The 20156-nt window shown below is 73.4% G+C and carries 19 protein-coding genes; 10 read left to right on the forward strand and 9 right to left on the reverse strand.

Annotated features, from left to right (window positions below; translation table 11 throughout):
• Positions 1-23: 23 nt before the first annotated feature.
• Together KUM03_RS18150 and KUM03_RS18155 are read left to right on the forward strand one after the other, a co-directional pair.
• Positions 24-407 carry a tautomerase family protein gene (locus KUM03_RS18150; RefSeq protein ID WP_217250093.1) on the forward strand — a complete coding sequence of 128 codons (384 nt, stop codon included), beginning with the start codon at positions 24-26 and terminating at the stop codon, positions 405-407.
• Positions 408-443: 36 nt separating this feature from the next.
• Complete coding sequence (locus KUM03_RS18155; RefSeq protein WP_217250095.1) at positions 444-842, forward strand: VOC family protein; 399 nt, start codon at positions 444-446, stop codon at positions 840-842.
• An 18-nt stretch (positions 843-860) separates the two neighbouring features.
• Here the strand turns inward: KUM03_RS18155 and KUM03_RS18160 are convergent, their stop codons facing one another.
• Together KUM03_RS18160 and KUM03_RS18165 are read right to left on the reverse strand one after the other, a co-directional pair.
• Positions 861-2099, reverse strand: coding sequence for an ROK family protein (locus KUM03_RS18160; RefSeq protein ID WP_217250098.1), 1239 nt, complete (start codon positions 2097-2099; stop codon positions 861-863).
• 38 nt (positions 2100-2137) lie between these two features.
• Positions 2138-2818, reverse strand: coding sequence for an alpha-ketoglutarate-dependent dioxygenase AlkB (locus KUM03_RS18165; protein WP_217250597.1), 681 nt, complete (start codon positions 2816-2818; stop codon positions 2138-2140).
• A 98-nt stretch (positions 2819-2916) separates the two neighbouring features.
• Between KUM03_RS18165 and KUM03_RS18170 the strand changes: the two genes are divergently transcribed.
• A complete protein-coding gene (locus KUM03_RS18170; protein ID WP_217250598.1) occupies positions 2917-4050 on the forward strand; it encodes a methyltransferase in 1134 nt (377 codons plus the stop codon).
• Positions 4051-4105: 55 nt separating this feature from the next.
• Here the strand turns inward: KUM03_RS18170 and KUM03_RS18175 are convergent, their stop codons facing one another.
• Positions 4106-4966: a class II fructose-bisphosphate aldolase gene (locus tag KUM03_RS18175; protein WP_217250100.1), complete on the reverse strand. Its 861-nt coding sequence runs from the start codon at positions 4964-4966 to the stop codon at positions 4106-4108.
• 35 nt (positions 4967-5001) lie between these two features.
• Positions 5002-5883: an SIS domain-containing protein gene (locus tag KUM03_RS18180; protein ID WP_217250101.1), complete on the reverse strand. Its 882-nt coding sequence runs from the start codon at positions 5881-5883 to the stop codon at positions 5002-5004.
• A gap of 134 nt (positions 5884-6017) precedes the next feature.
• Here KUM03_RS18180 and KUM03_RS18185 point away from each other — a divergent pair, with 134 nt between their 5' ends.
• Positions 6018-6797 (forward strand): DeoR/GlpR family DNA-binding transcription regulator, encoded by a 780-nt coding sequence (locus KUM03_RS18185; RefSeq protein WP_217250102.1) that lies wholly within the window; start codon positions 6018-6020, stop codon positions 6795-6797.
• Positions 6798-6859: 62 nt separating this feature from the next.
• Here KUM03_RS18185 and KUM03_RS18190 read toward each other — a convergent pair whose 3' ends face one another.
• Positions 6860-7828 carry a hypothetical protein gene (locus KUM03_RS18190; protein ID WP_217250103.1) on the reverse strand — a complete coding sequence of 323 codons (969 nt, stop codon included), beginning with the start codon at positions 7826-7828 and terminating at the stop codon, positions 6860-6862.
• A 192-nt stretch (positions 7829-8020) separates the two neighbouring features.
• Here KUM03_RS18190 and KUM03_RS18195 point away from each other — a divergent pair, with 192 nt between their 5' ends.
• The 3 genes from KUM03_RS18195 to KUM03_RS18205 all read left to right on the forward strand — a co-directional run bounded on the left by KUM03_RS18195 (position 8021) and on the right by KUM03_RS18205 (position 11756).
• On the forward strand, positions 8021-8266 hold the full coding sequence (locus tag KUM03_RS18195; protein WP_217250104.1) for a heavy-metal-associated domain-containing protein: 246 nt from the start codon (positions 8021-8023) through the stop codon (positions 8264-8266).
• Positions 8267-8344: 78 nt separating this feature from the next.
• The gene (locus KUM03_RS18200; RefSeq protein WP_217250105.1) at positions 8345-10606 is read left to right on the forward strand and encodes a cation-translocating P-type ATPase; all 2262 of its coding nucleotides are present in this window, start codon (positions 8345-8347) and stop codon (positions 10604-10606) included.
• A 466-nt stretch (positions 10607-11072) separates the two neighbouring features.
• Entirely contained in the window at positions 11073-11756 is a 684-nt protein-coding gene (locus KUM03_RS18205; RefSeq protein ID WP_217250106.1) for a phosphatase PAP2 family protein, read from the forward strand.
• A gap of 9 nt (positions 11757-11765) precedes the next feature.
• Here the strand turns inward: KUM03_RS18205 and KUM03_RS18210 are convergent, their stop codons facing one another.
• The 3 genes from KUM03_RS18210 to KUM03_RS18220 all read right to left on the reverse strand — a co-directional run bounded on the left by KUM03_RS18210 (position 11766) and on the right by KUM03_RS18220 (position 14540).
• The gene (locus tag KUM03_RS18210; protein WP_217250107.1) at positions 11766-12218 is read right to left on the reverse strand and encodes a phospholipase; all 453 of its coding nucleotides are present in this window, start codon (positions 12216-12218) and stop codon (positions 11766-11768) included.
• Positions 12219-12498: 280 nt separating this feature from the next.
• Positions 12499-13428: a PmoA family protein gene (locus tag KUM03_RS18215; protein WP_217250108.1), complete on the reverse strand. Its 930-nt coding sequence runs from the start codon at positions 13426-13428 to the stop codon at positions 12499-12501.
• A complete protein-coding gene (locus KUM03_RS18220) occupies positions 13425-14540 on the reverse strand; it encodes a Gfo/Idh/MocA family protein (RefSeq protein ID WP_217250109.1) in 1116 nt (371 codons plus the stop codon). The genes KUM03_RS18215 and KUM03_RS18220 overlap by 4 nt, the downstream gene beginning before the upstream one ends.
• A 207-nt stretch (positions 14541-14747) precedes the next feature.
• On the opposite strand from KUM03_RS18220, the gene KUM03_RS18225 reads away from it, so the two are divergent.
• The 3 genes from KUM03_RS18225 (at position 14748) to KUM03_RS18235 (ending at position 17813) form a co-directional block, all read left to right on the forward strand.
• Positions 14748-15341, forward strand: a complete 594-nt coding sequence (locus KUM03_RS18225; protein ID WP_217250110.1) for a Dps family protein — start codon at positions 14748-14750, stop codon at positions 15339-15341.
• 112 nt (positions 15342-15453) lie between these two features.
• Complete coding sequence (locus KUM03_RS18230; RefSeq protein WP_217250111.1) at positions 15454-16518, forward strand: ABC transporter permease; 1065 nt, start codon at positions 15454-15456, stop codon at positions 16516-16518.
• 92 nt (positions 16519-16610) lie between these two features.
• Positions 16611-17813, forward strand: coding sequence for a cysteine desulfurase-like protein (locus KUM03_RS18235; RefSeq protein ID WP_217250113.1), 1203 nt, complete (start codon positions 16611-16613; stop codon positions 17811-17813).
• Between the two features lie 9 nt (positions 17814-17822).
• On the opposite strand, the gene yicI is transcribed toward KUM03_RS18235, so the two are convergent.
• On the reverse strand, positions 17823-20093 hold the full coding sequence (gene yicI, locus KUM03_RS18240) for an alpha-xylosidase (RefSeq protein WP_217250115.1): 2271 nt from the start codon (positions 20091-20093) through the stop codon (positions 17823-17825).
• Between the last annotated feature and the right edge of the window lie 63 nt (positions 20094-20156).

Raw genomic sequence — 20156 nt, forward strand, 5'->3', positions numbered from 1 at the left:
CTCATCCGACGGGAGAACCCACCATGCCCTTCGTCCGGATCGACGCCCACGACACCGGCACCGACCGCCTCGACGCGCTCGGCCGTGCCGTCCACGACGCCCTGGTCGACACGCTCGGCATCCCGCCCGACGACCGCTTCCAGGTCCTGACCGGTCACGACGGCGCCCGCAGCACTCTGCGCCAGGACGACTACCTCGGCGTCCACCGGGACGAGGGCATCGTGTTCGTCGCGATCACGCTGCGGTCGGGGCGGACGGCAGAGCGGAAGCAGGCGCTGTACCGGCGGATCGCCGAGCTCGCCGAGGCGTACGCCGGGACCGAGCCCCGCAACGTCTTCGTCACCCTGACGGAGAACGCCGACGCCGACTGGTCGCTGGGCCACGGGCTCGCGCAGTACGTGTCATGATCCCGTACCACGGGACAACCGCCTAGGCTCGGGTCCATGTTGAGACTCGGCATCCCTGTCATCGGCGTCACGGACGTGCCGCGTGCCGTGGAGTTCTGGACGGCGGCTCTGGACCTGGTCGTCTCCGAGGAGTGGACGAGCGAGACCTGGCGGACGCTGGATCACGCGGACGGCTCCGGGCGGGCCCTCGGGCTGCTGTACAGCGAGTCTCCGGCCGAGCCGCGTCCCCGGCTCCACCTGGACCTCTTCGTGGACTCGGCCGAGGAGCAGCAGGCGGAGGTGCGGCGGCTGACCGGTCTCGGTGCGCGGGCCGTCGACTGGGACCTGTACCCGCCCGACCCGGACTTCGTCGTCCTCGCCGACCCGGACGGCAACATCTTCTGCGTCGTCGACCTCAGCCACGCGCCGAGTGGTGGTGACCGCCCGACGGCCTGAGAAGGGCGGGCGCCGTCCTCAGGACAGCGCGCCCAGCGGGTCGTCCAGGACCGGCTGCCAGGCCAGTTCGGCGGCGCCGACCAGGCTGTTGTGGTCCAGGCCGCAGGGCAGGATGGGCACGCCGCCGCTCTGGCCCCACAGGCTGCGGTCGGCGACGACGGCGCGCAGCCGTTCGGGGTCGGCGTCGAGGAGCGCGCGGTGGAGTCCGCCCAGGACGATGCGGTCCGGGTTGAGGATGTTCACCAGGCCGGCGAGGCCGAGGCCGAGGCGGTCGATGAGGGTCTCGGTGGCGGTGCGGACGGCCGGGTCGGCGTAGTGGCCGCGGATCAGGTCGTACGACTGCTGGAGCAGGGAGACCTCCGGTCCCGGCTCGCGGCCGGACGCGGTGAGGAAGGCCAGCGGGTCGGTCTCCACGTCCAGGCAGCCCCGGCTGCCGCAGTGGCAGGGGCCGCCGTCGGGGTTGACGGTGAGGTGGCCGACCTCCAGGGCGAGGCCTGAACTGCCGCTGTGCAGGCGGCCGTCGAGGACGAGGGCGCCGCCGACGCCCCGGTGGCCGGTGGCCACGCACAGCAGGTCGCGGGCGCCGCGCCCGGCGCCGTGCCGGTGCTCGGCGAGCGCGGCGAGGTTGACGTCGTTGGCGGCGAAGGCGGGGCCGTCGAGGCCGGCGGCGCGCACCTGTTCGGCGAAGATCCGGCGCACGGGGGCGCCCGCGGGCCAGGCGAGGTGGAGCGGGTTGAGGGCCAGGCCCTCGGGCTCCGCCACGGCGGACGGCACGGCGAGTCCCGCGCCGACGCAGCGCCGGCCGGTCTCCCGCAGGAGTTCCGCGCCCGCCTCGACGACGGAGCCGAGCACCTTCGCCGGGTCGGCGTCCACGACCTCGCAGCCGGGGGCGGTGGCGACGATGCGCCCGCCGAGGCCGACCAGGGCAGCGCGGAACCCGTCGGCGTGGATCTGGGCGGCGAGGGCGACCGGCCCGTCCTCGGCGACCGCGAGACGGTGCGAGGGCCGACCCTGGGAGCCGGCGGCCGCGCCGGGCCGGGCGTCGACCCGAATCAGGCCGAGCGCCTCCAGTTCGGCGGCGACCGCGCCGGCGGTGGCCCGGGTCACGCCGAGTTCCGCGGTGAGGACGGCCCGGGTGGGGGCGCGTCCGGTGTGCACGAGCTCCAACGCGGGTCCGAGCGCGCCGCGCCCCCGGTCCAGCCGCGTCCTCGAGGTGGTCCCTTCCCCCGCCGCCCGGGGGTCCGCCTTGCCGCTCATGAGGGGGAGTCTCCCATGATCCGCGCCTGTCGTGGTCCCTACAGCCCGCTGACCCGGAGCGTGATGTTCAGCCGCCCGGTGAGCCCCAACTCTGGCGGTGCGGTGCCCGGGTGCACGCGCGGCACCCCGTGGTACGCGAGCCGGGACGGCCCGCCGAAGACGAAGAGGTCGCCGCTGCGCAGCTCGACGTCGGTCCAGGGGCGGGTCCGGGTATCCGGGTTGCCGAAGCGGAAGACACAGGTGTCGCCGAGGCTCAGGGAGACCACGGGCGCGCCGGACTCCTCGTCGGCGTCGCGGTGCATGCCCATCCGGGCGTCGGCGTCGTAGAAGTTGATCAGCGCGATGTCGTACGGCGCGTCCGCCACCGCGTCGGCGCCCAGGGCCTCGATGTCCAGCGCCTCGGTGTCCAGCACGTCGGTGATCGCCCGGCGCGCGAGCTCGCCGAGCCGGGCGGGGAAGGGCTTCACGGGTGCGCCGTCGCCGTCGACGACGGTGCGGGCGTACGCGTACGGGTGCCAGTGCCATCCGAGGCAGACCTGCCTCGCGGTCATGGTTCCGCCGCCGGGTGTGCGGACCGTGCGCAGCCCGGCCGGCGGGCGGGCCCACTCGCGGCAGGCGGACAGCAGCTCACGCTGGAGCGCGGGTTCCAGCCAGTCGGGGACGTGCACGGCGCCGGGCGCGATCTCGGCGCGTGCCCTGGGAAACAGCTCGGCCTCCATGCCCTCCATCTTGCCCGACACGGCCTGAGCTGCGGCTCGGCTAGCCTGGACGCACGATGAACGACCGCAGCGACCGTACGACGACCCCGTGGGGCGAGATGACGACCCCATGGGGCGAGCATGTGCTCACCCGCTTCCCCGAGGACCCTCGCGACCGGCTCCGCGCCTGGGACGCCTCCGACGAGTACCTGCTCGGGCACCTCGCGGAGCAGGACGTGCCGCTGTCCGGCACGGTGGTGGTCGTCGGCGACCGCTGGGGCGCGCTGGTGACGGCACTGGCCGCGCACCGGCCGGTGCAGATCACCGACTCCCACCTCGCCCGGGAGGCGACCCGCGTCAACCTGGCGCGGGCGGGCGTCGAACCGGACGGCGTACGGCTGCTCACCACGCGGGACACGCCGCCGGACCGGATCGACGTGCTGCTGGTGCGGGTGCCCAAGAGTCTGGCGCTGCTGGAGGACCAGCTGCTGCGGCTGGCGCCGGCGCTGCACGAGGGCACGGTCGTGGTCGGCACCGGGATGGTGAAGGAGATCCACACCTCGACGCTGCGGCTGTTCGAGCGGATCGTGGGGCCGACCCGTACCTCGCTGGCCGTGAGGAAGGCCCGGCTCATTCTCGCGACGCCGGACCTCTCGCTGAAGCGGCCCGCCAACCCCTGGCCGCTGCGCTACCGGCTCCCCGACGACGTCGGTCCGGTCTCCGGGCGGACCGTCGTCAACCACGCCGGTGTCTTCTGCGCGGACCGGATCGACATCGGCACCCGCTTCTTCCTCGGGCACCTTCCGGACACCGGCGGTCTGCGGCGGGTGGTGGACCTGGGCTGCGGCAACGGCGTGGTCGGTACGGCGGTGGCGCTGGCCGACCCGGACGCCGAGGTGCTGTTCACCGACGAGTCCTTCCAGGCCGTGGCCTCGGCGCGGGCGACGTGCGAGGCGAACGGGGCGGCGGGGCGGGCCGAGTTCCGGGTGGGCGACGGGCTGGCCGGGGTGCCGGACGGCAGTGTCGACCTGGTGCTGAACAACCCGCCCTTCCACTCCCACCAGGCGACGACCGACGCCACCGCCCGGCGGATGTTCACCGGGGCGCGGCGCGTGCTGCGCCCCGGCGGTGAGCTGTGGGTGGTCGGCAACCGGCACCTGGGCTACCACGTCGCGTTGCGGCGGCTGTTCGGCAACAGTGAAGTGGTCGCGAGCGACCCCAAGTTCGTGGTGCTCAGGGCGGTCAGGAAGTAGGACGGCGGGCGGTCAGCAGGTAGGGCGGCGGGCGGTCAGGAAGGAGTGCGGGCGGTCATCCCGTAGTACGGGCGATCACCCTGATGAGCGTCGACACCGTCCGCACCATGGCCTCCCGTCCCGCGGTGAGGTAGCCGCGGGAGTCGGCCGCCTCGGGGCGGGCGGCCAGGTACTCCCGGATCGCGCCGGTCATGGCGAGGTTGAGCGCGGTGCCGACGTTGACCTTGGCGATGCCGCCGGCGACGGCCGTGGCGAGTTCGCCGTCCGGGACCCCCGAGGAGCCGTGCAGGACGAGCGGCACGTCCAGGGCGCCGGACAGGGCCTTGAGCAGGTCGTGGTCGAGGGTGGCGGTGCGCGTCGTCATCGCGTGGGAACTGCCGACGGCCACGGCCAGGGCGTCCACGCCGGAGTCGGCGACGAAGGCCCGCGCCTCGGCGGGGTCGGTGCGGGCGCCGGGTGCGTGGGCGTCGAGCGGCGGTGCGCCGTTCTTGCCGCCGACCTCTCCCAGCTCCGCCTCGATCCACAGTCCCCGGGCGTGCGCCCAGTCTGCGGCGGCCCGGGTCGCCGCGAGATTCTCCGCGTACGGCAGCCGGGAGGCGTCGTACATCACGGAGCTGAACCCGGCGTCCGGGGCCTGGCGCAGCAGGCCGTCGCTCTGGACGTGGTCGAGGTGCAGGGCGACGGGCACGGCGGCGCCCTCGGCGGCGGCCACGGCCGCGCGGGCCAGCGGCAGCAGGCGGCCGTAGCGGTACTTCACGGCGTTCTCGCTGACCTGGAGGACGACGGGCGAGCGCACGGCCTCGGCGCCCGCTATGACGGCCTCGACGTGCTCCAGGGTGATGACGTTGAAGGCGGCGACGGCGGAGCGTGCGGCTGCGGCACGGCCCACCAGGTCGCCGGTCTTGACGAGGGGCACGGTCTCTCTCTTCCGAGCGGGTGTCGGGGCGGACGTCAGGGGGCGAGGATCACCGAGCGGGTGAGGTGGCGGGGTCGGTCCGGGTCGAGGCCGCGGGAGGCGGCGACGGCGACGGCGAGCCGCTGGGCGCGGACCAGTTCGGCGAGCGGGTCGAGGTCACCGGGCACCCACATCGCGCCGGTGTCCCGGACCTGTCCGGCCAGCCCCTCGGGCGCCTCGCCGAACATCCAGGTGGCCGTGCCCGCGGTGCTGATGCTGATGGGGCCGTGTCGGTACTCCATCGCCGGGTATGCCTCGGTCCAGGACAGGGAGGCCTCGCGCATCTTCAGGCCGGCCTCGTTGGCCAGTCCGACGGTCCAGCCCCGGCCGAGGAAGGTGAACTGGGTGCGCTCGACGAGTCCTTCGGGCAGTTCGGCCGCCAGGGCGGTGCGGGCGTCGGTGACGACCGTGTCCGTGTGCAGGCCCAGGTGGGCGCGGAGCAGGGTCAGGGCGGTGGTCGCGAACCGGGTCTGCACGACGGACCGTTCGTCGGCGAAGTCGAGCACGACCACGTCGTCGGCGGCCGTCATGACCGGCGTGGCCGGGTCGGCGGTGAGCGCGACGGTCCGGGTGCGGCCCTTCAACCCGGCGAGCAGTTCCAGTACTTCGGTGGTGGTACCGGAGCGGGTGAGGGCGACGACCCGGTCGTACGCGCGGCCCCGCGGGAACTCGGAGGCGGCGAACGCGTCGGTCTCGCCCCGGCCCGCGTCCTCGCGCAGCGCCGCCACCGACTGGGCCATGAAGTACGAGGTCCCGCAGCCGACGATCGCCACCCGCTCCCCCGCCGCCGGGAGCGCCGCCGCGTGCCGTGCCGCCTCGGCGGCGGCGCGTGTCCAGCACTCGGGCTGGCTGTTGAGCTCGTCTTCGACATACGTCATGCCGCACACTCCCCGATCACCGAGCGGTCTGATTGTTCCTGCAAGATATAGCCATCTTTCGAGCACAATCAAGCAATCTTGAGGAAGTGTGCGGTGCGCTAGGGTCGGCGGGAGATCGAGGAACGGAGGCGCGGATGTCGCGCGACGCCCGCTGGAAGGCGCTGCTGGAACTGCTCGTCGAGCGCGGCCGGCTGGACGTCGAGGAGGCGGCGGCCGAGCTGACGGTCTCGGCCGCGACGATCCGCCGCGACTTCGACCGGCTGGCGGAACAGCAGATGCTGGTGCGCACCCGCGGTGGCGCGGTCGTGCACGGGGTGTCGTACGAACTGCCGCTGCGGTACAAGACGGCCCGCAACGCCTCCGAGAAGCAGCGCGTCGCCCAGGCGGTCGCCGCCCTGGTCGCGCCGGGCGAGGCGGTGGGGCTGACCGGGGGCACGACCACCACCGAGGTGGCGCGCGCGCTGGCCGTGCGCGCGGACCTGGCCTCGGGCACGCCGGCGCTGACCGTGGTCACCAACGCGCTCAACATCGCCAACGAGCTGGCGGTCCGGCCGCAGTTCAAAATCGTGGTGACGGGCGGGGTGGCTCGGGCTCAGTCGTACGAGCTGATCGGGCCGCTCGCGGACGGAGTGCTGGGCCAGGTGACGGTCGACGTGGCGGTACTGGGAGTCGTCGCCTTCGACGTCGCGCACGGCGCCGCGGCCCACGACGAGGCGGAGGCGGCGATCAACCGGCTGCTGTGCGAGCGCGCCGAGCGCGTGGTCGTCGCCGCCGACTCCAGCAAGCTGGGCCGGCGGGCCTTCGCCCGGATCTGCGCGACCGAGTCGGTGGACACGCTGGTCACGGACGGGTCGGCCGATCCGGACCTGGTGCGGCGGTTCGAGGAGAGCGGGGTCCGGGTCGTGCTGGCCTGACGAGGGCGACTGCCGTCCGGCGGGAAGCATGGCCGCCTGAGGGTGCCCGAGGGAGTCGGGCGTCAGTGGCCGTGCCCGTCGGTGTGTTCCGGCGTGGTGGCCGGGGCCGGGTCCTGTGCGGCCGGTGCCGATCCGGCCCGTACGGTGAACGCCGCGGTGTGGACCTCGCCCTGGTGCCGGAAATCCAGGAAGAGACGGTAGGTGCCGGCGGTTGGGGCGGTGGCCGTGAAGGAGATCTCCGGGCCGGGACTGGTGGTGCCGTCGCCGGGTTCGCCGTTCGGGTGGACGTGGAGGTACGCGAGGTCGCCGGAGCGCAGGGCGACCAGGTGGCCATAGGCGCCGAGGTAGGGCTGGAGGTCGGTGACGGGTTCGCCGTCGCGGGAGACCTTCAGCCTCAGTTCGCTCGGACGCCCGGGGCTCAGGGAGCCGGCGAGCTCGACCTGGTAACCGCCGGTCGTGGCCGTGCTGTTCGGGGCCGGCAGGGGCGCGGGCTCGTAGCGGCCAAAAGCGGCGAGGTCGGCGCCGAGCGTGAGGTTCTCCGCGCCCTTCTTCGCCGGGGTGAAGTCGGCGAAGACGCGGTAGCCGCCCGCGCCGGGCAGGTCGACGGGGGTGCTCCAGGTGCCGTCCGCGGCTCGGGTGGGGTGCAGGTGGCGGTAGGTGACCAGGTCGCGTGAGGCCACGATGAGGTGCAGTTCCTTGTCGTGCTCGCGCTGGTACGCGGTGACGGCGTCGCCGCTCGCGTCCCGGACGGTGAAGCGCAGCTCGGTGCGCTCGCCGGCGGTGACGCGCGGGGTGGCCAGGTCGAGGGTGTAACCCTTCTCGGAGATCCGCAGTCCGCCGGCCGGTGCCGTCTCGTGCTCCCCGTGTCCGCCGTTCTCCTCGGGTTCGGGCGAGGGCCGGCTGTGCTCGTCGTGCGGCGCGGGCGGGCTCTCGGCGACGACCGGTTCGACCGTCGTGCCGACGCCGTAGGCGGTGCCGAAGGCGGCGGCCAGTGCGGCGGTGAACGCGGTGACCCTCAGTCCGGTGTTCATGGCGGTCGTCTCCTCGAGGTTCCGGGTCTCCGGCTCACGGGAGACCTCTACATGCACTTCACCATACCCCTAGGGGGTACCGAGTCAAGTGGCGACCGACGCTTGCGTTCAGTACCCCCTGGGGGTATACATGAGATCGGCAGGGATACCCCCGGCCCGTATTCATCCCGCATCGCACGTTCGGAGGAAGACATGACCTCGACCGTCACCACCCCCGCCACCCCGCCCGTCAGCACCACCTACGCCGTCGCCGGCATGAGCTGCGGTCACTGCAAGGCGACGCTCACCCGGGTGATCGGTGAGCTGGACGGTGTCACCGGTGTCGACGTCCAGGTCGACACCGGCCGGGTCACCGTCACCGCGACCGGCCGGCCGGACGACGCCGCGATCGCCGAGGTCGTCGACGAGGCCGGTTACGAGCTGACCGGCCGCGTCTGACCACCCCCGCACTCCCCCGCCGCACCGCCGGGACCCGCAGCACCGGGTCCCGGCCGACGACCCGCATCAGGAGCAGCCATGACCACCAGTACGACCGGCGCACCGACCGAGGTAGAACTCGCCATCGGCGGCATGACCTGCGCCTCGTGCGCCGCCCGGATCGAGAAGAAGCTGAACCGGATGGAGGGGGTCACCGCGACCGTCAACTACGCGACGGAGAAGGCCAAGGTCAGCTACGGCGCTGACGTGTCCGTCCCCGAGCTGATCGCCACGGTCGAGGCGACCGGTTACACGGCCCGCGAGCCCGAGCCGGTGGGCACCGAGTCGGAGTCCGGCCCGGAGAGCGCCGAGGCCGCCGACGAGTTGCGGCCGCTGAGGGAGCGGCTGGTCACCGCCGTGGTGCTGGCCGTCCCCGTCATCGCGATGGCGATGGTGCCGGCGCTTCAGTTCGAGTACTGGCAGTGGTTGTCCCTCACGTTGGCGGCACCGGTCGTGACCTACGCGGCCTGGCCCTTCCACAAGGCCGCCTTCACCAACGCCCGGCACGGCGCGGCCACCATGGACACGCTGATCTCGGTGGGGACGTCGGCGGCGTTCCTGTGGTCGCTGTGGGCGCTGTTCTTCGGCACCGCGGGCACGCCCGGCATGACGCACCCCTTCGAGCTGACCATCGCCCGCAGCGACGGCGCCGGGAACATCTATCTCGAGGCCGCGGCCGGAGTCACGGCCTTCATCCTGGCCGGCCGCTACTTCGAGGCCCGTTCCAAGCGCAAGGCGGGGGCCGCGCTGAAGGCCCTGCTGGAGCTGGGCGCCAAGGACGTGACCGTACTGCGGGGCGGCGCCGAGGAGCAGATCCCGGTCGCCGAGCTGAGGGTCGGGGACCGTTTCCTGGTCCGGCCCGGCGAGAAGATCGCGACCGACGGCACGGTCGTCGAGGGCGCCTCGGCCATCGACGCGTCGATGCTCACCGGTGAGTCGGTGCCGGTGGAGGTCGGCGTCGGTGACGCGGTCACCGGTGCGACCGTGAACGCGGGCGGCCGGCTGGTCGTCGAGGCGACGCGGGTCGGCGCGGACACCCAGTTGGCGCGGATGGCGAAGCTGGTGGAGGACGCGCAGAACGGCAAGGCCGCCGCCCAGCGGCTCGCCGACCGCATCTCCGGCGTCTTCGTGCCCGTCGTCATCGCCCTCGCGCTGGCCACCCTCGGCTTCTGGATCGGCAACGGCTCCGGGCTGACGGCCGCGTTCACCGCCGCCGTCGCGGTCCTGATCATCGCCTGCCCCTGCGCCCTGGGCCTGGCCACGCCGACCGCGCTGATGGTCGGCACCGGGCGCGGCGCCCAGCTCGGCATCCTCATCAAGGGCCCCGAGGTGCTGGAGTCCACCCGCAAGGTCGACACCATCGTCCTCGACAAGACCGGCACCGTCACCACCGGCCGCATGACGCTGCTCGCCGTGCACACCGCCGACGGCACCGACGAGGGCGACGTGCTCCGGCTGGCGGGCGCCCTGGAGCACGCCTCCGAGCACCCGATCGCCCGCGCCGTCGCCGACGGAGCATGGGAGAAGCTGGGCACGCTGCCCGCGCCCGAGGACTTCGCAGGCGTCCCGGGGCTCGGTGTGCAGGGCGTCGTCGACGGCCACGCCGTCCTCGTGGGCCGCGAGAAGCTGCTCGCCGAGTGGGCCATGGAGCTGCCCGCCGATCTGGCCCGCACCAAGGCCGAGGCCGAGGCGGCGGGCCGTACCGCGATCGCCGTCGCCTGGGACGGCGAGGCCAGGGCGGTCCTGGAGGTCGCCGACGCGGTCAAGGACACCAGCGCCCAGGCCATCGGCCGGCTGCGCGCCCTGGGCCTGACCCCGATGCTCCTCACCGGCGACAACCGGGCCGTCGCCGAGTCGGTGGCCGCGGAGGTCGGCATCGCTCCCGAGCACGTCGTGGCCGAGGTCATGCCCGAGGACAAGGTCGACGTCGTCAAGCGCCTCCAGGACGAGGGCCGTTCGGTGGCGATGGTCGGGGACGGCGTCAACGACGCCGCCGCGCTCGCCCAGGCCGACCTGGGGCTGGCCATGGGCACCGGCACCGACGCCGCCATCGAGGCCGGCGACCTCACCCTGGTCCGCGGCGACCTGCGGGCGGCCGCCGACGCGATCCGGCTGGCCCGCAAGACGCTGGGCACCATCAAGTCCAACCTGTTCTGGGCCTTCGCCTACAACGTCGCCGCCCTGCCGCTCGCCGCGGCCGGGCTGCTCAACCCGATGATCGCCGGAGCGGCCATGGCCTTCTCCTCGGTCTTCGTCGTGGGCAACTCGCTGCGGCTACGGGGCTTCAAGGCCGCGAGCTGAACCGCTCCGCGCCGAGCGAGCCGTCGGCCGGCCCCTCACGGGCCGGCCGACGGCTCTCGCGGGCCGGCCGACGGCTCTCGCGGGTACGGGCGGGAACGGGGCGGGGTGTGACCTCCCGCGGGCCCCGCGTACGTCGCCTGGGCCGGACCGCGCACTTCCGTGCAAGGCACCCTGTCACCCGACGGCGGCTCCCTGCCTCCGTCCCGGGCCGGCCGGGCCCGGCCTCGACGTCTGCGCCTCACCCCGCTGCTCCCGACCCTTCACCGGGCCACACACCCAGAGACAGATGCGGCGCCGGAGGAACGACCGCCCGGACCCGCGTCGCCCGCAGTCCGCACCCGCGCTCCCCCGAACGGGGCCCGTCGGCGCGCCGTGCGCGCGGGAACGGGACAGGCTGGTACGCCGACGGACCGGGCGCCCCTCGCCCTCGCCCAGGCCGTCCCCTCGCCCCGCGGAGCAGGAGCCCATGACCGAACCGACCAACGCCGACGGGGACACCAGTGGCCCGCTCGCGCCCGCCCCGGTGCCCGACCGTTCCCGCCGCCGGGCTCTCGACGCCGTACTCGGTGATCTGCGTGCCGTGGACGGCGCGCTGTACGCGGCGGTGGCGGCCACGTCCACCCCCACGCTCGACCATGCGCTGCGCCGGCTGTCCCGCGCGGCCGACCATTCGAAGATCTCACTCGGGATCGCCGCCGCGCTCGCGCCGGCCGGTGCGCGTCCCCGGCGGGCCGCCCTCGTCGGGCTCGCCGCGGTCGCCGTGACGTCGGCCGCCGCGAACCTGCTGGGCAAGCGTCTGGTGCGCAGGGCGCGGCCGGACCGGGAGGCGGCACGGGTGACGGTCGACCGGTACGTGCCGATGCCCGTGTCGGCGTCCTTCCCGTCCGGTCACACGGCTTCCGCGGTCGCGTTCGCCACGGCGGTCGGCGTGGTCCTGCCCGAGGCGGCCGTGCCGCTCGGCGCGCTGGCGGGCGCCGTCGCCTACTCCCGGGTCCACACCGGCGTGCACTATCCCGGCGACGTGGCCGCGGGCGCCGTGCTGGGCATCGCCGGGGCGGCCGCCGCCCTGGCGGCAACGGCGGCCTCCCCGGTGCCGGGCCTGCGGTCGGTCTACTCACCACCGCGAGCACCGTCCCGCGCGGACCGGTGAACGGCTGCGTCAGCCGAAGGCCCGCACGGCCTGGTAGTACGTCCACGCCGTGCTGTTGCAGGCGGCCTTGGTGGCGCCCCCGTAGCGGGCGCAGACTCGCTTGAGGTCCTCGTAGAAGGCGCTGTCGAGGCGGGACTTGTTGGCGCTGAAGGTGCCGGCGTCCTTGTAGTTGCGGTAGCCGAAGTCGTGCCGCGCGCAGGAGCTGCTGAAGGGGAAGCCGAACGGGTTGTCCGGCGACGAGGAGCAGTAGTCGGTGGTCCAGTCGAACCCGTAGGCGGCCCAGGCGGACTGGTTCGCCCGCGCGGCGGCCCAGGCGTTGTAGCTCGACGCGCTGGTCTGCGTCCAGCTCGCGAGCACCCGCGGCTTGTCGGCGGGAGCGGCGTCGGCCGTCGCGGCGGTCGCGAAGACGGTGGTCACGGACAGGGCCGTGGCGGCGAGTCCGGTGGCGAGTCTGCGGTGCATCCCACACCTCCATGAGGCTGCGGCCCGCCCCTCGGGCCGCAGGTTCATGTCAAGATGATGCGCATTTGAACCACCCCTTCACACTTCCGCCGCCCTAATGGGCCCTTAACTCTTCGGCCCGGCAAGGGATCGGGAAGTGAACAACCGCCAGCCCCGTCCCGTCCACCTCTCAACTCCCGCCCATGCGGTGCGCGGTCCCGACGTGAACCAGGCGACCGAGCTCAGGCGGGACAGGCCGACGGCACCGGGAAGGGCGTGGGTGGGCCGGGACCCGGGGCGCTCACCACACCAGTGTGTCCAGGTGAGTGCCGACCCGGTCGCGGTCCCAGGCGCCGTCGGCGACCACGATGCGGTAGCGGTAGGCGAAGGACTCGCCCTCAGGCAGCTCGAACTCCTCGAAGAACGCCCAGGAGAACGCCACGGTCGGGACGGGGTCGGCGCGCACGAACCAGTGCGAGGGGTGGATCGCCCGCTCCTGGTCGAGGTTCTCGGGCGCGTGCGCGAAGACGAGCGTGGAGTGGGCGTCGACGTCGTCGTGCTCGGTGGTGAAGGCGAGCCAGGGGCTCTGGGTACCCATCAGTCCGGCGGCGTCCGCTTCGGTGTCCGGCGCGAAGACGGTGCCGCCGGTGAAGTCGCGGGGGCCGCGCCACTGGAGGCCGGTGTAGCCGGCCAGCTCGCGGCCGGCGGTGGTCGGGGAGCCGAACGCCAGTGCTTCCGCGCGGGTGTTGGTGAGGCGGATCGTCCAGTCCAGGGCCCAGGCGCCGGCCTCCTCGTCGACCGAGTGGAGGGTCAGGCCGCGCTCCTCGCGGGCCCACTCGGCGCCGCCGTTCTCGATCCAGGTGAGGTGTTCGGTGAGCGCGAACCGGTCGTCCTCGACCGTGAGGCCGGCGAAGCCGTCGTGCCGCATCGATCCGATGCGCTCGGGCAGCGGCCGGTAGCCCTCGCCGTGGACGTAGCAGTTGCCGCCCCAGAAGTTCTGGCCCGACAGGTGACTGGCCGTCATCTGCACGCCCTTGTGCCAGCGGTGGTCGCTGGGGCGGTAGCCGGTCACCGTGCGTCCGGCGAGGGTGCGCACCGGGTGGGCGTAGGGCTTGCGGGACTCGAAGGCCTCGGGGTCGGGTCGGTAGACGTAGCGGAGGATCTCGGTGCCGCCGGCGGCGGTGACGGCGATGTGGTCGCCGTGGGTGTGGGTGACGCGGAGGGTGCTCATGCGCGCTCCTTCGGGGCCCAGTCGGGGTGGTCGCCGTGCATGGCCGCGTGGAAGGGGTCGCCGGGCGCGATCTCGCCGGCGAGGACCGGCCGTCCGGTGAACGCCGCCTTGTAGAGGGCGGCGGCGAACTCCAGCGTGGCGCGGGCCTCCGCGCCGCTGCCGGGCGGTCGCTCGCCCCTGTCCCAGGCGTCCAGCACGGCGCCGAGCTGCGCCGTGTGGGAGCTGGGCACGTCCGTCGCCGGGGTGCGCCAGGCGGCGGCGCGTTCGGGGTCGACGTGCCGGGCCGGGGTGTAGGTCCAGTCGTCGTTGCGGTGCCCGTACAGGTGGGTCAGCTCGACCGTGGCGTCGGCGCAGTCGACGCGGACGCGGCTCACCTCGTGCGGGGAGAGCACGCTGTTGACGACGGTGGCGAGGGCGCCGCTCTCGAACCGCACCAGGGCGGTGGAGACGTCCTCGCTCTCGGTGTCGTGGACCAGGCGGGACGCCATGGCCCGCACCTCCGCCCAGGGGCCGAGCAGGTGCAGCAGCAGGTCGTACTGGTGGATGCCGTGGCCCATGGTCGGACCGCCGCCCTCGGTGGACCACCGTCCTCGCCAGGGCGCGGCGTAGTAGGCGGCGTCGCGGTACCAGGTGGTCTGGCAGTGGGCGACCAGCGGGGCGCCCAGCTCGCCGCCCGCGATCAGGCCGCGGGCGTGGGCGGCGCCCGAGCCGTACCGGTGCTGGAAGACGACGGACGCGTACGCCCCCGACGCCTCCTCGGCCGACGCGATGTCGTCGTACTCGGCCGGCGACAGGCACAGCGGCTTCTCGCAGAGCACCCAGGCTCCCGCCTTGAGCGCGGCCACCGCCTGCTCCCGGTGCAGGGACGGCGGCGTGCCGATCAGGACCAGGTCGGGCCGTACGGCGTCCAGCATGTCGTCCACCGACGTGTACCCGGCGACGTCCCCGCCCGCCTCGGCCCGGAAGGCGTCGAGCCGCGTCCGGTCCACGTCGACGGCCGCGACCAGTTCCGTCCGGTCGGCGTGGGCTCTCAGGGCGGGCAGGTGACCGCCGGTGACGATGGCACCGGTGCCGACCACGGCGACGCGGCGGCGGGCGGGACGTGGGGACATGCGGTCCTCCTGGGACGCCGGCGCACGACGGGCCCGTACGCCGCTAGAAAGCGCTTTCACTCGGGCAGACCCTAAGCGGCGGCCGGACGACCGGACAACCCCCCAGCGTTTGCGGGCGCGGCGGACGGCTGGTCGACTGTCGCCTGGGGGCCGGGGCCGGTCGCACCGCGCCGGCGCAGTCTTCAGTCCTCCGGAAGGGAACCAGGCGTGAGCAACCCGAAGTCGTCGTCCGTGGAGCACAGGTCCGACGGCAGCCAGCCCTGGCTGCACCAGAAGGGCCGCACCATCCAGGAGTTCGGCACCGTCAAGCAGTTCCCCGTGGCGCTGACCATGGACACCCGGCTCTACTCCTGCCAGCGGCTGAACAAGGTGCTGGCGGACACCCGGATCCTGCACGACCTGTACAAGAAGTACCACTGGCTGATGCGCGGGGCGACGTTCTACCAACTGCACCTGCTGCTGGACAAGCACGCCGGCGAGCAGCTGGAGCTGATCGACACGGTCGCCGAGCGCGTCCAGACGCTCGGCGGCGTCGCCATCGGCGATCCCCGGCACGTCGCCGAGATCACCACCGTGCCGCGTCCCCCGGACGGCGTCGAGGAGGTGCCGGCGATGCTGTCGCGGCTGCTGGAGGCGCACGAGCTGATCCTGGCCGACTGCCACGACGCGGCCGCGCGCACCCAGGAGATGGGCGACGACGGCACCAACGACCTCCTCGTCTCCGACGTCGTGCGCACCAACGAACTCCAGGCGTGGTTCGTGGCCGAGCACCTGGTGGACACGCCGCTGGTGCACGCCTGAGTTCCCGTCACGTGACGACGGCGGCCCCGCGACGGGCTGCCGTCACCCTCCGTGCACCCGGGCGGGGGCGTCCGTGATGCCCTCGCCCCCCTTCTGTGAAAGCGTCCGGCACATGGCCCACTCGTCCCACGGCGCGCACGCCGAGCCCGCGACGCGCGGGCAGCGGTGGTCCACGTTCCGGCAGTCGCCGTTCTGGCCGGCCACCGTGCTGGTGCTGATCCTCGCGGCGGCCGCGGGACTCTTCGCGGGTTCGTACACCTACTCGATGGCGGACCCGACGCCGCACTCGATCCCCACGGCGGTGGTCGGTTCGTACGAGGAGGCGCGCGGCCAGGCCTTCCTGGACGGCCTGGAGAAGGCACTGAACGCGTCCGTGAAGGTGCACCCCTACGAGAGCACGGCCGAGGCCCGGGAGGCGATGCAGGACCAGGAGGTCTTCGGGATCTTCGAGATCCGCGACGACGGGCGGACCGCCGTGCTCCACCTGTCCAGCGCGTCGGGCGCCTCGGTCGCCCAGGTACTGGCCGACACGGCACCGGCCGTGGGGAAGAGGACCGGCGTCGAGGTCACCGTCCGGGACGTCAACCCCCTCCAGGAGGGCGACCCGCGCGGGCTCGCGATCTTCTACATCTCGCTCGCCGCCGTCATCATCGGCTTCGTCGGCGCGATCCAGCTGAGCGTGCACGCGCGCTCCCTGACCCCGTTCGAACGCATCCTCTTCACGGCGGCCTACGCGCTGCTCGGCGGGTTCGCCATCGCCGCGACGGTGGACTGGCTGCTGAACGCGCTGGACCTGCCGTTCGTCGAGTCGTGGATGATCCTGGCGCTCACCATGTTCGCGTCGGGCATGGTCTTCACGATGTTCAACACCCTGTTCGGACGCTGGGCGATGCTGCCGACCTGGGGCCTGATGGTGCTCCTCGGCAACCCGTCGTCCGGCGGCGCGGTGTCCTGGCCCCTGCTGCCCTCCCCGCTGGGGGCGATCGGGCAGTGGCTGCCGCCCGGCGCCTCGGTCAACGCGCAGCACACGGCGGTGTACTTCCAGGGCCACCAGCACGTGTTCCCGTTCCTGGTGCTCGGCGGCTGGGCGCTGCTGTCCTGCACGGTCTTCTGGATCTGGCGGCACCGGCATCCCGGTGGCCGCGAGAAACAGCCGGCACACGCGGCGGACTCCTGACCCGTCCGTACTCGTCCGTCGGGGGCGTCTGTTCCGATCGGCGCCCTGCTGCGATCATGGAGCGGGAACGCCCGCCTTCGGTTGGAGTGCACATGGCCCTGGACGTCGACGCGATCCGCGCGCAGATACCCGCCCTGAAGTCCGGCTCCGCCCGCTTCGACGCCCCGGGCGGCACCCAGACCCCGCAGCCCGTCATCGACGCCGTCGCCGAGGCGCTGGCCCATCCGCTGGCCAACAGGGGCCGGACGACCGAGGGCGAGCGCAACGCGGACGGCATCGTCGCGGACGCCCGCAGCGCCCTGGCCGACCTGCTGGGCGCCGACCCGCGGGGCGTCGTGTTCGGCCGCAGCGCCACCCAGTTCGCCTACGACCTGTCCCGGACGCTCGCCAGGACGTGGGGGCCGGGCGACGAGGTGGTCGTCACCCGCCTCGACCACGACTCCAACATCCGCCCCTGGGTCCAGGCGGCCGAGGCGGCCGGCGCGAGCGTGCGGTGGGCCGACTTCGACCCGGCCACCGGGGAGCTGCTGCCCGAGCACATCGAGGCGGTGCTCTCCCCCCGCACCCGGCTCGTCGCGGTGACCGCCGCGTCCAACCTGATCGGCACCGTGCCCGACGTGCCCGCCTTCGCCGGCCTCGCGCACGGCGTCGGCGCGCTGCTGCACGTCGACGCGGTGCACTACGCCTCGCACGCCGTGGTGGACCTGACGGCGCTCGGCGCGGACACGCTGGTGTGCTCGCCGTACAAGTTCCTCGGTCCGCACCTGGGAGTGCTGGCGGCCCGGCCGGAGTTCCTGGAGACACTGCGGCCGGACAAGCTGCTGCCGTCCAGCGACGCCGTCCCCGAGCGTTTCGAGCTGGGCACGCTGCCGTACGAGCTGCTGGCGGGGGCCCGCGCCGCGGTGGACTTCCTCGCGGGTCTGGAGCCGGACGCGCGCGGCAGCCGCCGGGACCGTCTGGCGGCTTCCTTCGCCGCCCTGGAGACGCACGAGGAGGCCCTGCGCGAGCGCATCGAGCGGGGACTGGCGGAGCTCGGCGGGATCACCGTGTACTCACGGGCCGCCCGGCGCACCCCGACCCTGCTGTTCACCGTGGCGGGCCTCAGCCCCGCCGAGGTGTACGGGCGGCTCGCCGAACGCGGGATCGACGCGCCCGCCGGCTCCTTCTACGCCCTGGAGGCCTCGCGCCGGCTGGGACTGGGCGACGAGGGTGCCGTACGCGTGGGACTCGCGCCGTACACCGACGCCGGCGACGTGGACCGTCTCCTCACCGCGCTGGGCACCCTCGCCCGCTGACCCGACGGCTCACCCCAGGGGCACCGTCACCTCACCGGTGCCCTCCGCGCTCGCCCCGCCCGCGACCCGCACGGTGAACGGGCGGTCGGTGCCGGACGCGGTGACCCGCAGGACGTCCCCGTCGCGCCGCACGCGGAAGGCCGCGGCCGGGGTGCCCAGCAGGTCGGGCACGGTGACCTCCGCCTCGTAGCCGGGCCCGGCGGGCGGGTGGACCAGCAGGGTCGGGGCGTCCAGCCAGTCCCCGTCGGGGCGGCTGTCGTCGGCGGCCAGCGGCAGCACGGCGCCCTCGCGGACGTACAGCGGCAGGCTGTCGTAGCCGTGCCGTTCGGTGCGCCAGACGGGGCCGGTGACGCGGTCGCCGGTCAGGAGGTGGGTCCAGGTGCCCTCGGGGAGGTAGACCTCGACCTCTCCGTCCTCGGTGAAGACCGGGGCGACCAGGAGGTCGGGGCCGAGCATGTACTGGCGGTCCAGCGGGCGGCAGCCCGGGTCGTGCGGGTACTCCAGGAGCATCGGCCGCATCATGGGCACGCCGGTGCGGTGGGCCTCGGCGGCGACGCCGTACAGGTAGGGCATCAGGCGGTGTTTGAGGTGCGTGAAGCTCCGGGCGACGTCGACCGCCTCCTCGCCGAACTCCCACGGCACCCGGTAGGAGGAGGAGCCGTGCAGGCGGCTGTGCGAGGAGAGCAGGCCGAAGGCCAGCCAGCGCTTGAAGACCGCCTCGTCGGGTGTGCCCTCGAAGCCGCCGATGTCGTGGCTCCAGAAGCCGAAGCCGCTCAGGGACAGGGACAGGCCGCCCCTGAGCGACTCGGCCATCGCCTCGAAGGACGACCAGCAGTCGCCGCCCCAGTGGACGGGGTACTGCTGGCCGCCCGCGGTCGCGGAACGGGCGAAGAGGACGGCCTCGCCCTGCCCGCGTTCCTTTTCGAGGAGTTCGAAGACGGTGCGGTTGAAGAGGTGCGTGTAGTAGTTGTGCATCCGCTCCGGGTCGGAGCCGTCGTGCCAGACGACGTCGGTGGGGACGCGCTCGCCGAAGTCGGTCTTGAAGCAGTCCACGCCCTGGTCGAGCAGCGGCTTGAGCTTCCCGGCGTACCAGTCGCGGGCGGCGGGGCTGGTGAAGTCGACCAGGCCCATGCCGGCCTGCCACAGGTCCCACTGCCAGATGTCGCCGGCCGGCCGGCGCACCAGGTGTCCGAGGGCGGCGGCCTCGTCGAAGAGCGGGGACTTCTGGGCGATGTAGGGGTTGATCCAGGCGCTGATCCTGAGGCCCTTGGCCTTGAGCCGGGCGAGCATGCCGTCCGGGTCGGGGAAGACGTCCGGGTCCCACTGGAAGTCGCACCACTGGTACTCGCGCATCCAGAAGCAGTCGAAGTGGAAGACGGTCAGCGGGATGCCGCGCTCGGCCATGCCGTCGACGAACGACGTCACCGTGTGCTCGTCGTACGACGTGGTGAAGGACGTGGTGAGCCACAGCCCGAAGGACCAGGCGGGCGGCAGGGCGGGGCGGCCGGTGAGGGCGGTGTAGCGGGTGAGGACGTCCTTGGGGGTGGGGCCGGCGACGACATAGTACTCCAGCGTCTGGTCCTCGACGCTGAACTGCACCTGCCCGACGGACTCGGAGCCGACCTCGAAGGAGACGGCTCCGGGGTGGTTGACGAAGACGCCGTAGCCGCGTGAGGAGAGGTAGAACGGGATGTTCTTGTAGGCCTGCTCGCTGCTGGTGCCGCCGTCGGCCTGCCACATGTCGACGACCTGGCCGTTCTTGACGAACGGGGTGAAGCGCTCGCCGAGGCCGTAGACCTGCTCGCCGACGCCGAGGGAGAGCCGGCTCAGCATGTGGTGGGCGCCGTCGCCCGTGGTGGCGAAGGCCGTGCTCTTGGCGTTGGCGCGGGTCAGTTCGCGTCCGTCGGCGTCGTGGAAGGTGAGGCCCCAGGGGCCCTCGCGGTCCAGGCGGAGGGTCAGCGGTCCGCTGGTCAGCTCGGTGACGGTGCCGCCCTGGCGCACCGTGCCGACGCCGTCCGCCGCGGCCGTGAGGGCGAAGTCGGGGCCGGGCCGGCGCTTGCCGGCGTGGTGGGTGACGCGGACGCCGATGACGCCCTCGGCGGGAGAGAAGCATTCGACCGTGAGGAGCGGCGCGTTGAGCGTGTCGCCCCTGCGCGTCACCTTCTTCACGGCGGCATGGGCGGTGAAGCGCTTCGATTGCGGGTGCACGTCGCGTACTTCGGTGGCGTACGAGATCTGCACGCCCTCGCGGATGAGCCAGAAGCCGTCGGTGAACTTCATGATCTTCCTCGGATGGGACGGGAGCTGTCGGATGGGCGAACGGGGACCGTCCCGCAGCGTTTT

Origin of the sequence: Streptomyces sp. AC602_WCS936, from assembly GCF_019049125.1 — a bacterium.
In the GTDB taxonomy this organism is placed as follows: Bacteria; Actinomycetota; Actinomycetes; order Streptomycetales; family Streptomycetaceae; genus Streptomyces.

What these genes read in the sequence shown, in the direction of transcription:
- KUM03_RS18150 (WP_217250093.1), top strand. Translation starts at nt 24, where the DNA reads ATGCCCTTCGTCCGGATCGACGCCCACGACACCGGCACCGACCGCCTC.
- KUM03_RS18235 (WP_217250113.1), top strand. Translation starts at nt 16,611, where the DNA reads ATGGCCCTGGACGTCGACGCGATCCGCGCGCAGATACCCGCCCTGAAG.
- yicI (WP_217250115.1), bottom strand. Translation starts at nt 20,093, where the DNA reads ATGAAGTTCACCGACGGCTTCTGGCTCATCCGCGAGGGCGTGCAGATC.
- KUM03_RS18185 (WP_217250102.1), top strand. Translation starts at nt 6,018, where the DNA reads ATGTCGCGCGACGCCCGCTGGAAGGCGCTGCTGGAACTGCTCGTCGAG.
- KUM03_RS18165 (WP_217250597.1), bottom strand. Translation starts at nt 2,818, where the DNA reads ATGGAGGCCGAGCTGTTTCCCAGGGCACGCGCCGAGATCGCGCCCGGC.
- KUM03_RS18200 (WP_217250105.1), top strand. Translation starts at nt 8,345, where the DNA reads ATGACCACCAGTACGACCGGCGCACCGACCGAGGTAGAACTCGCCATC.
- KUM03_RS18230 (WP_217250111.1), top strand. Translation starts at nt 15,454, where the DNA reads ATGGCCCACTCGTCCCACGGCGCGCACGCCGAGCCCGCGACGCGCGGG.
- KUM03_RS18155 (WP_217250095.1), top strand. Translation starts at nt 444, where the DNA reads ATGTTGAGACTCGGCATCCCTGTCATCGGCGTCACGGACGTGCCGCGT.
- KUM03_RS18215 (WP_217250108.1), bottom strand. Translation starts at nt 13,428, where the DNA reads ATGAGCACCCTCCGCGTCACCCACACCCACGGCGACCACATCGCCGTC.
- KUM03_RS18180 (WP_217250101.1), bottom strand. Translation starts at nt 5,883, where the DNA reads ATGACGTATGTCGAAGACGAGCTCAACAGCCAGCCCGAGTGCTGGACA.
- KUM03_RS18190 (WP_217250103.1), bottom strand. Translation starts at nt 7,828, where the DNA reads ATGAACACCGGACTGAGGGTCACCGCGTTCACCGCCGCACTGGCCGCC.
- KUM03_RS18170 (WP_217250598.1), top strand. Translation starts at nt 2,917, where the DNA reads ATGACGACCCCATGGGGCGAGCATGTGCTCACCCGCTTCCCCGAGGAC.
- KUM03_RS18220 (WP_217250109.1), bottom strand. Translation starts at nt 14,540, where the DNA reads ATGTCCCCACGTCCCGCCCGCCGCCGCGTCGCCGTGGTCGGCACCGGT.
- KUM03_RS18195 (WP_217250104.1), top strand. Translation starts at nt 8,021, where the DNA reads ATGACCTCGACCGTCACCACCCCCGCCACCCCGCCCGTCAGCACCACC.
- KUM03_RS18205 (WP_217250106.1), top strand. Translation starts at nt 11,073, where the DNA reads ATGACCGAACCGACCAACGCCGACGGGGACACCAGTGGCCCGCTCGCG.
- KUM03_RS18160 (WP_217250098.1), bottom strand. Translation starts at nt 2,099, where the DNA reads ATGAGCGGCAAGGCGGACCCCCGGGCGGCGGGGGAAGGGACCACCTCG.
- KUM03_RS18210 (WP_217250107.1), bottom strand. Translation starts at nt 12,218, where the DNA reads ATGCACCGCAGACTCGCCACCGGACTCGCCGCCACGGCCCTGTCCGTG.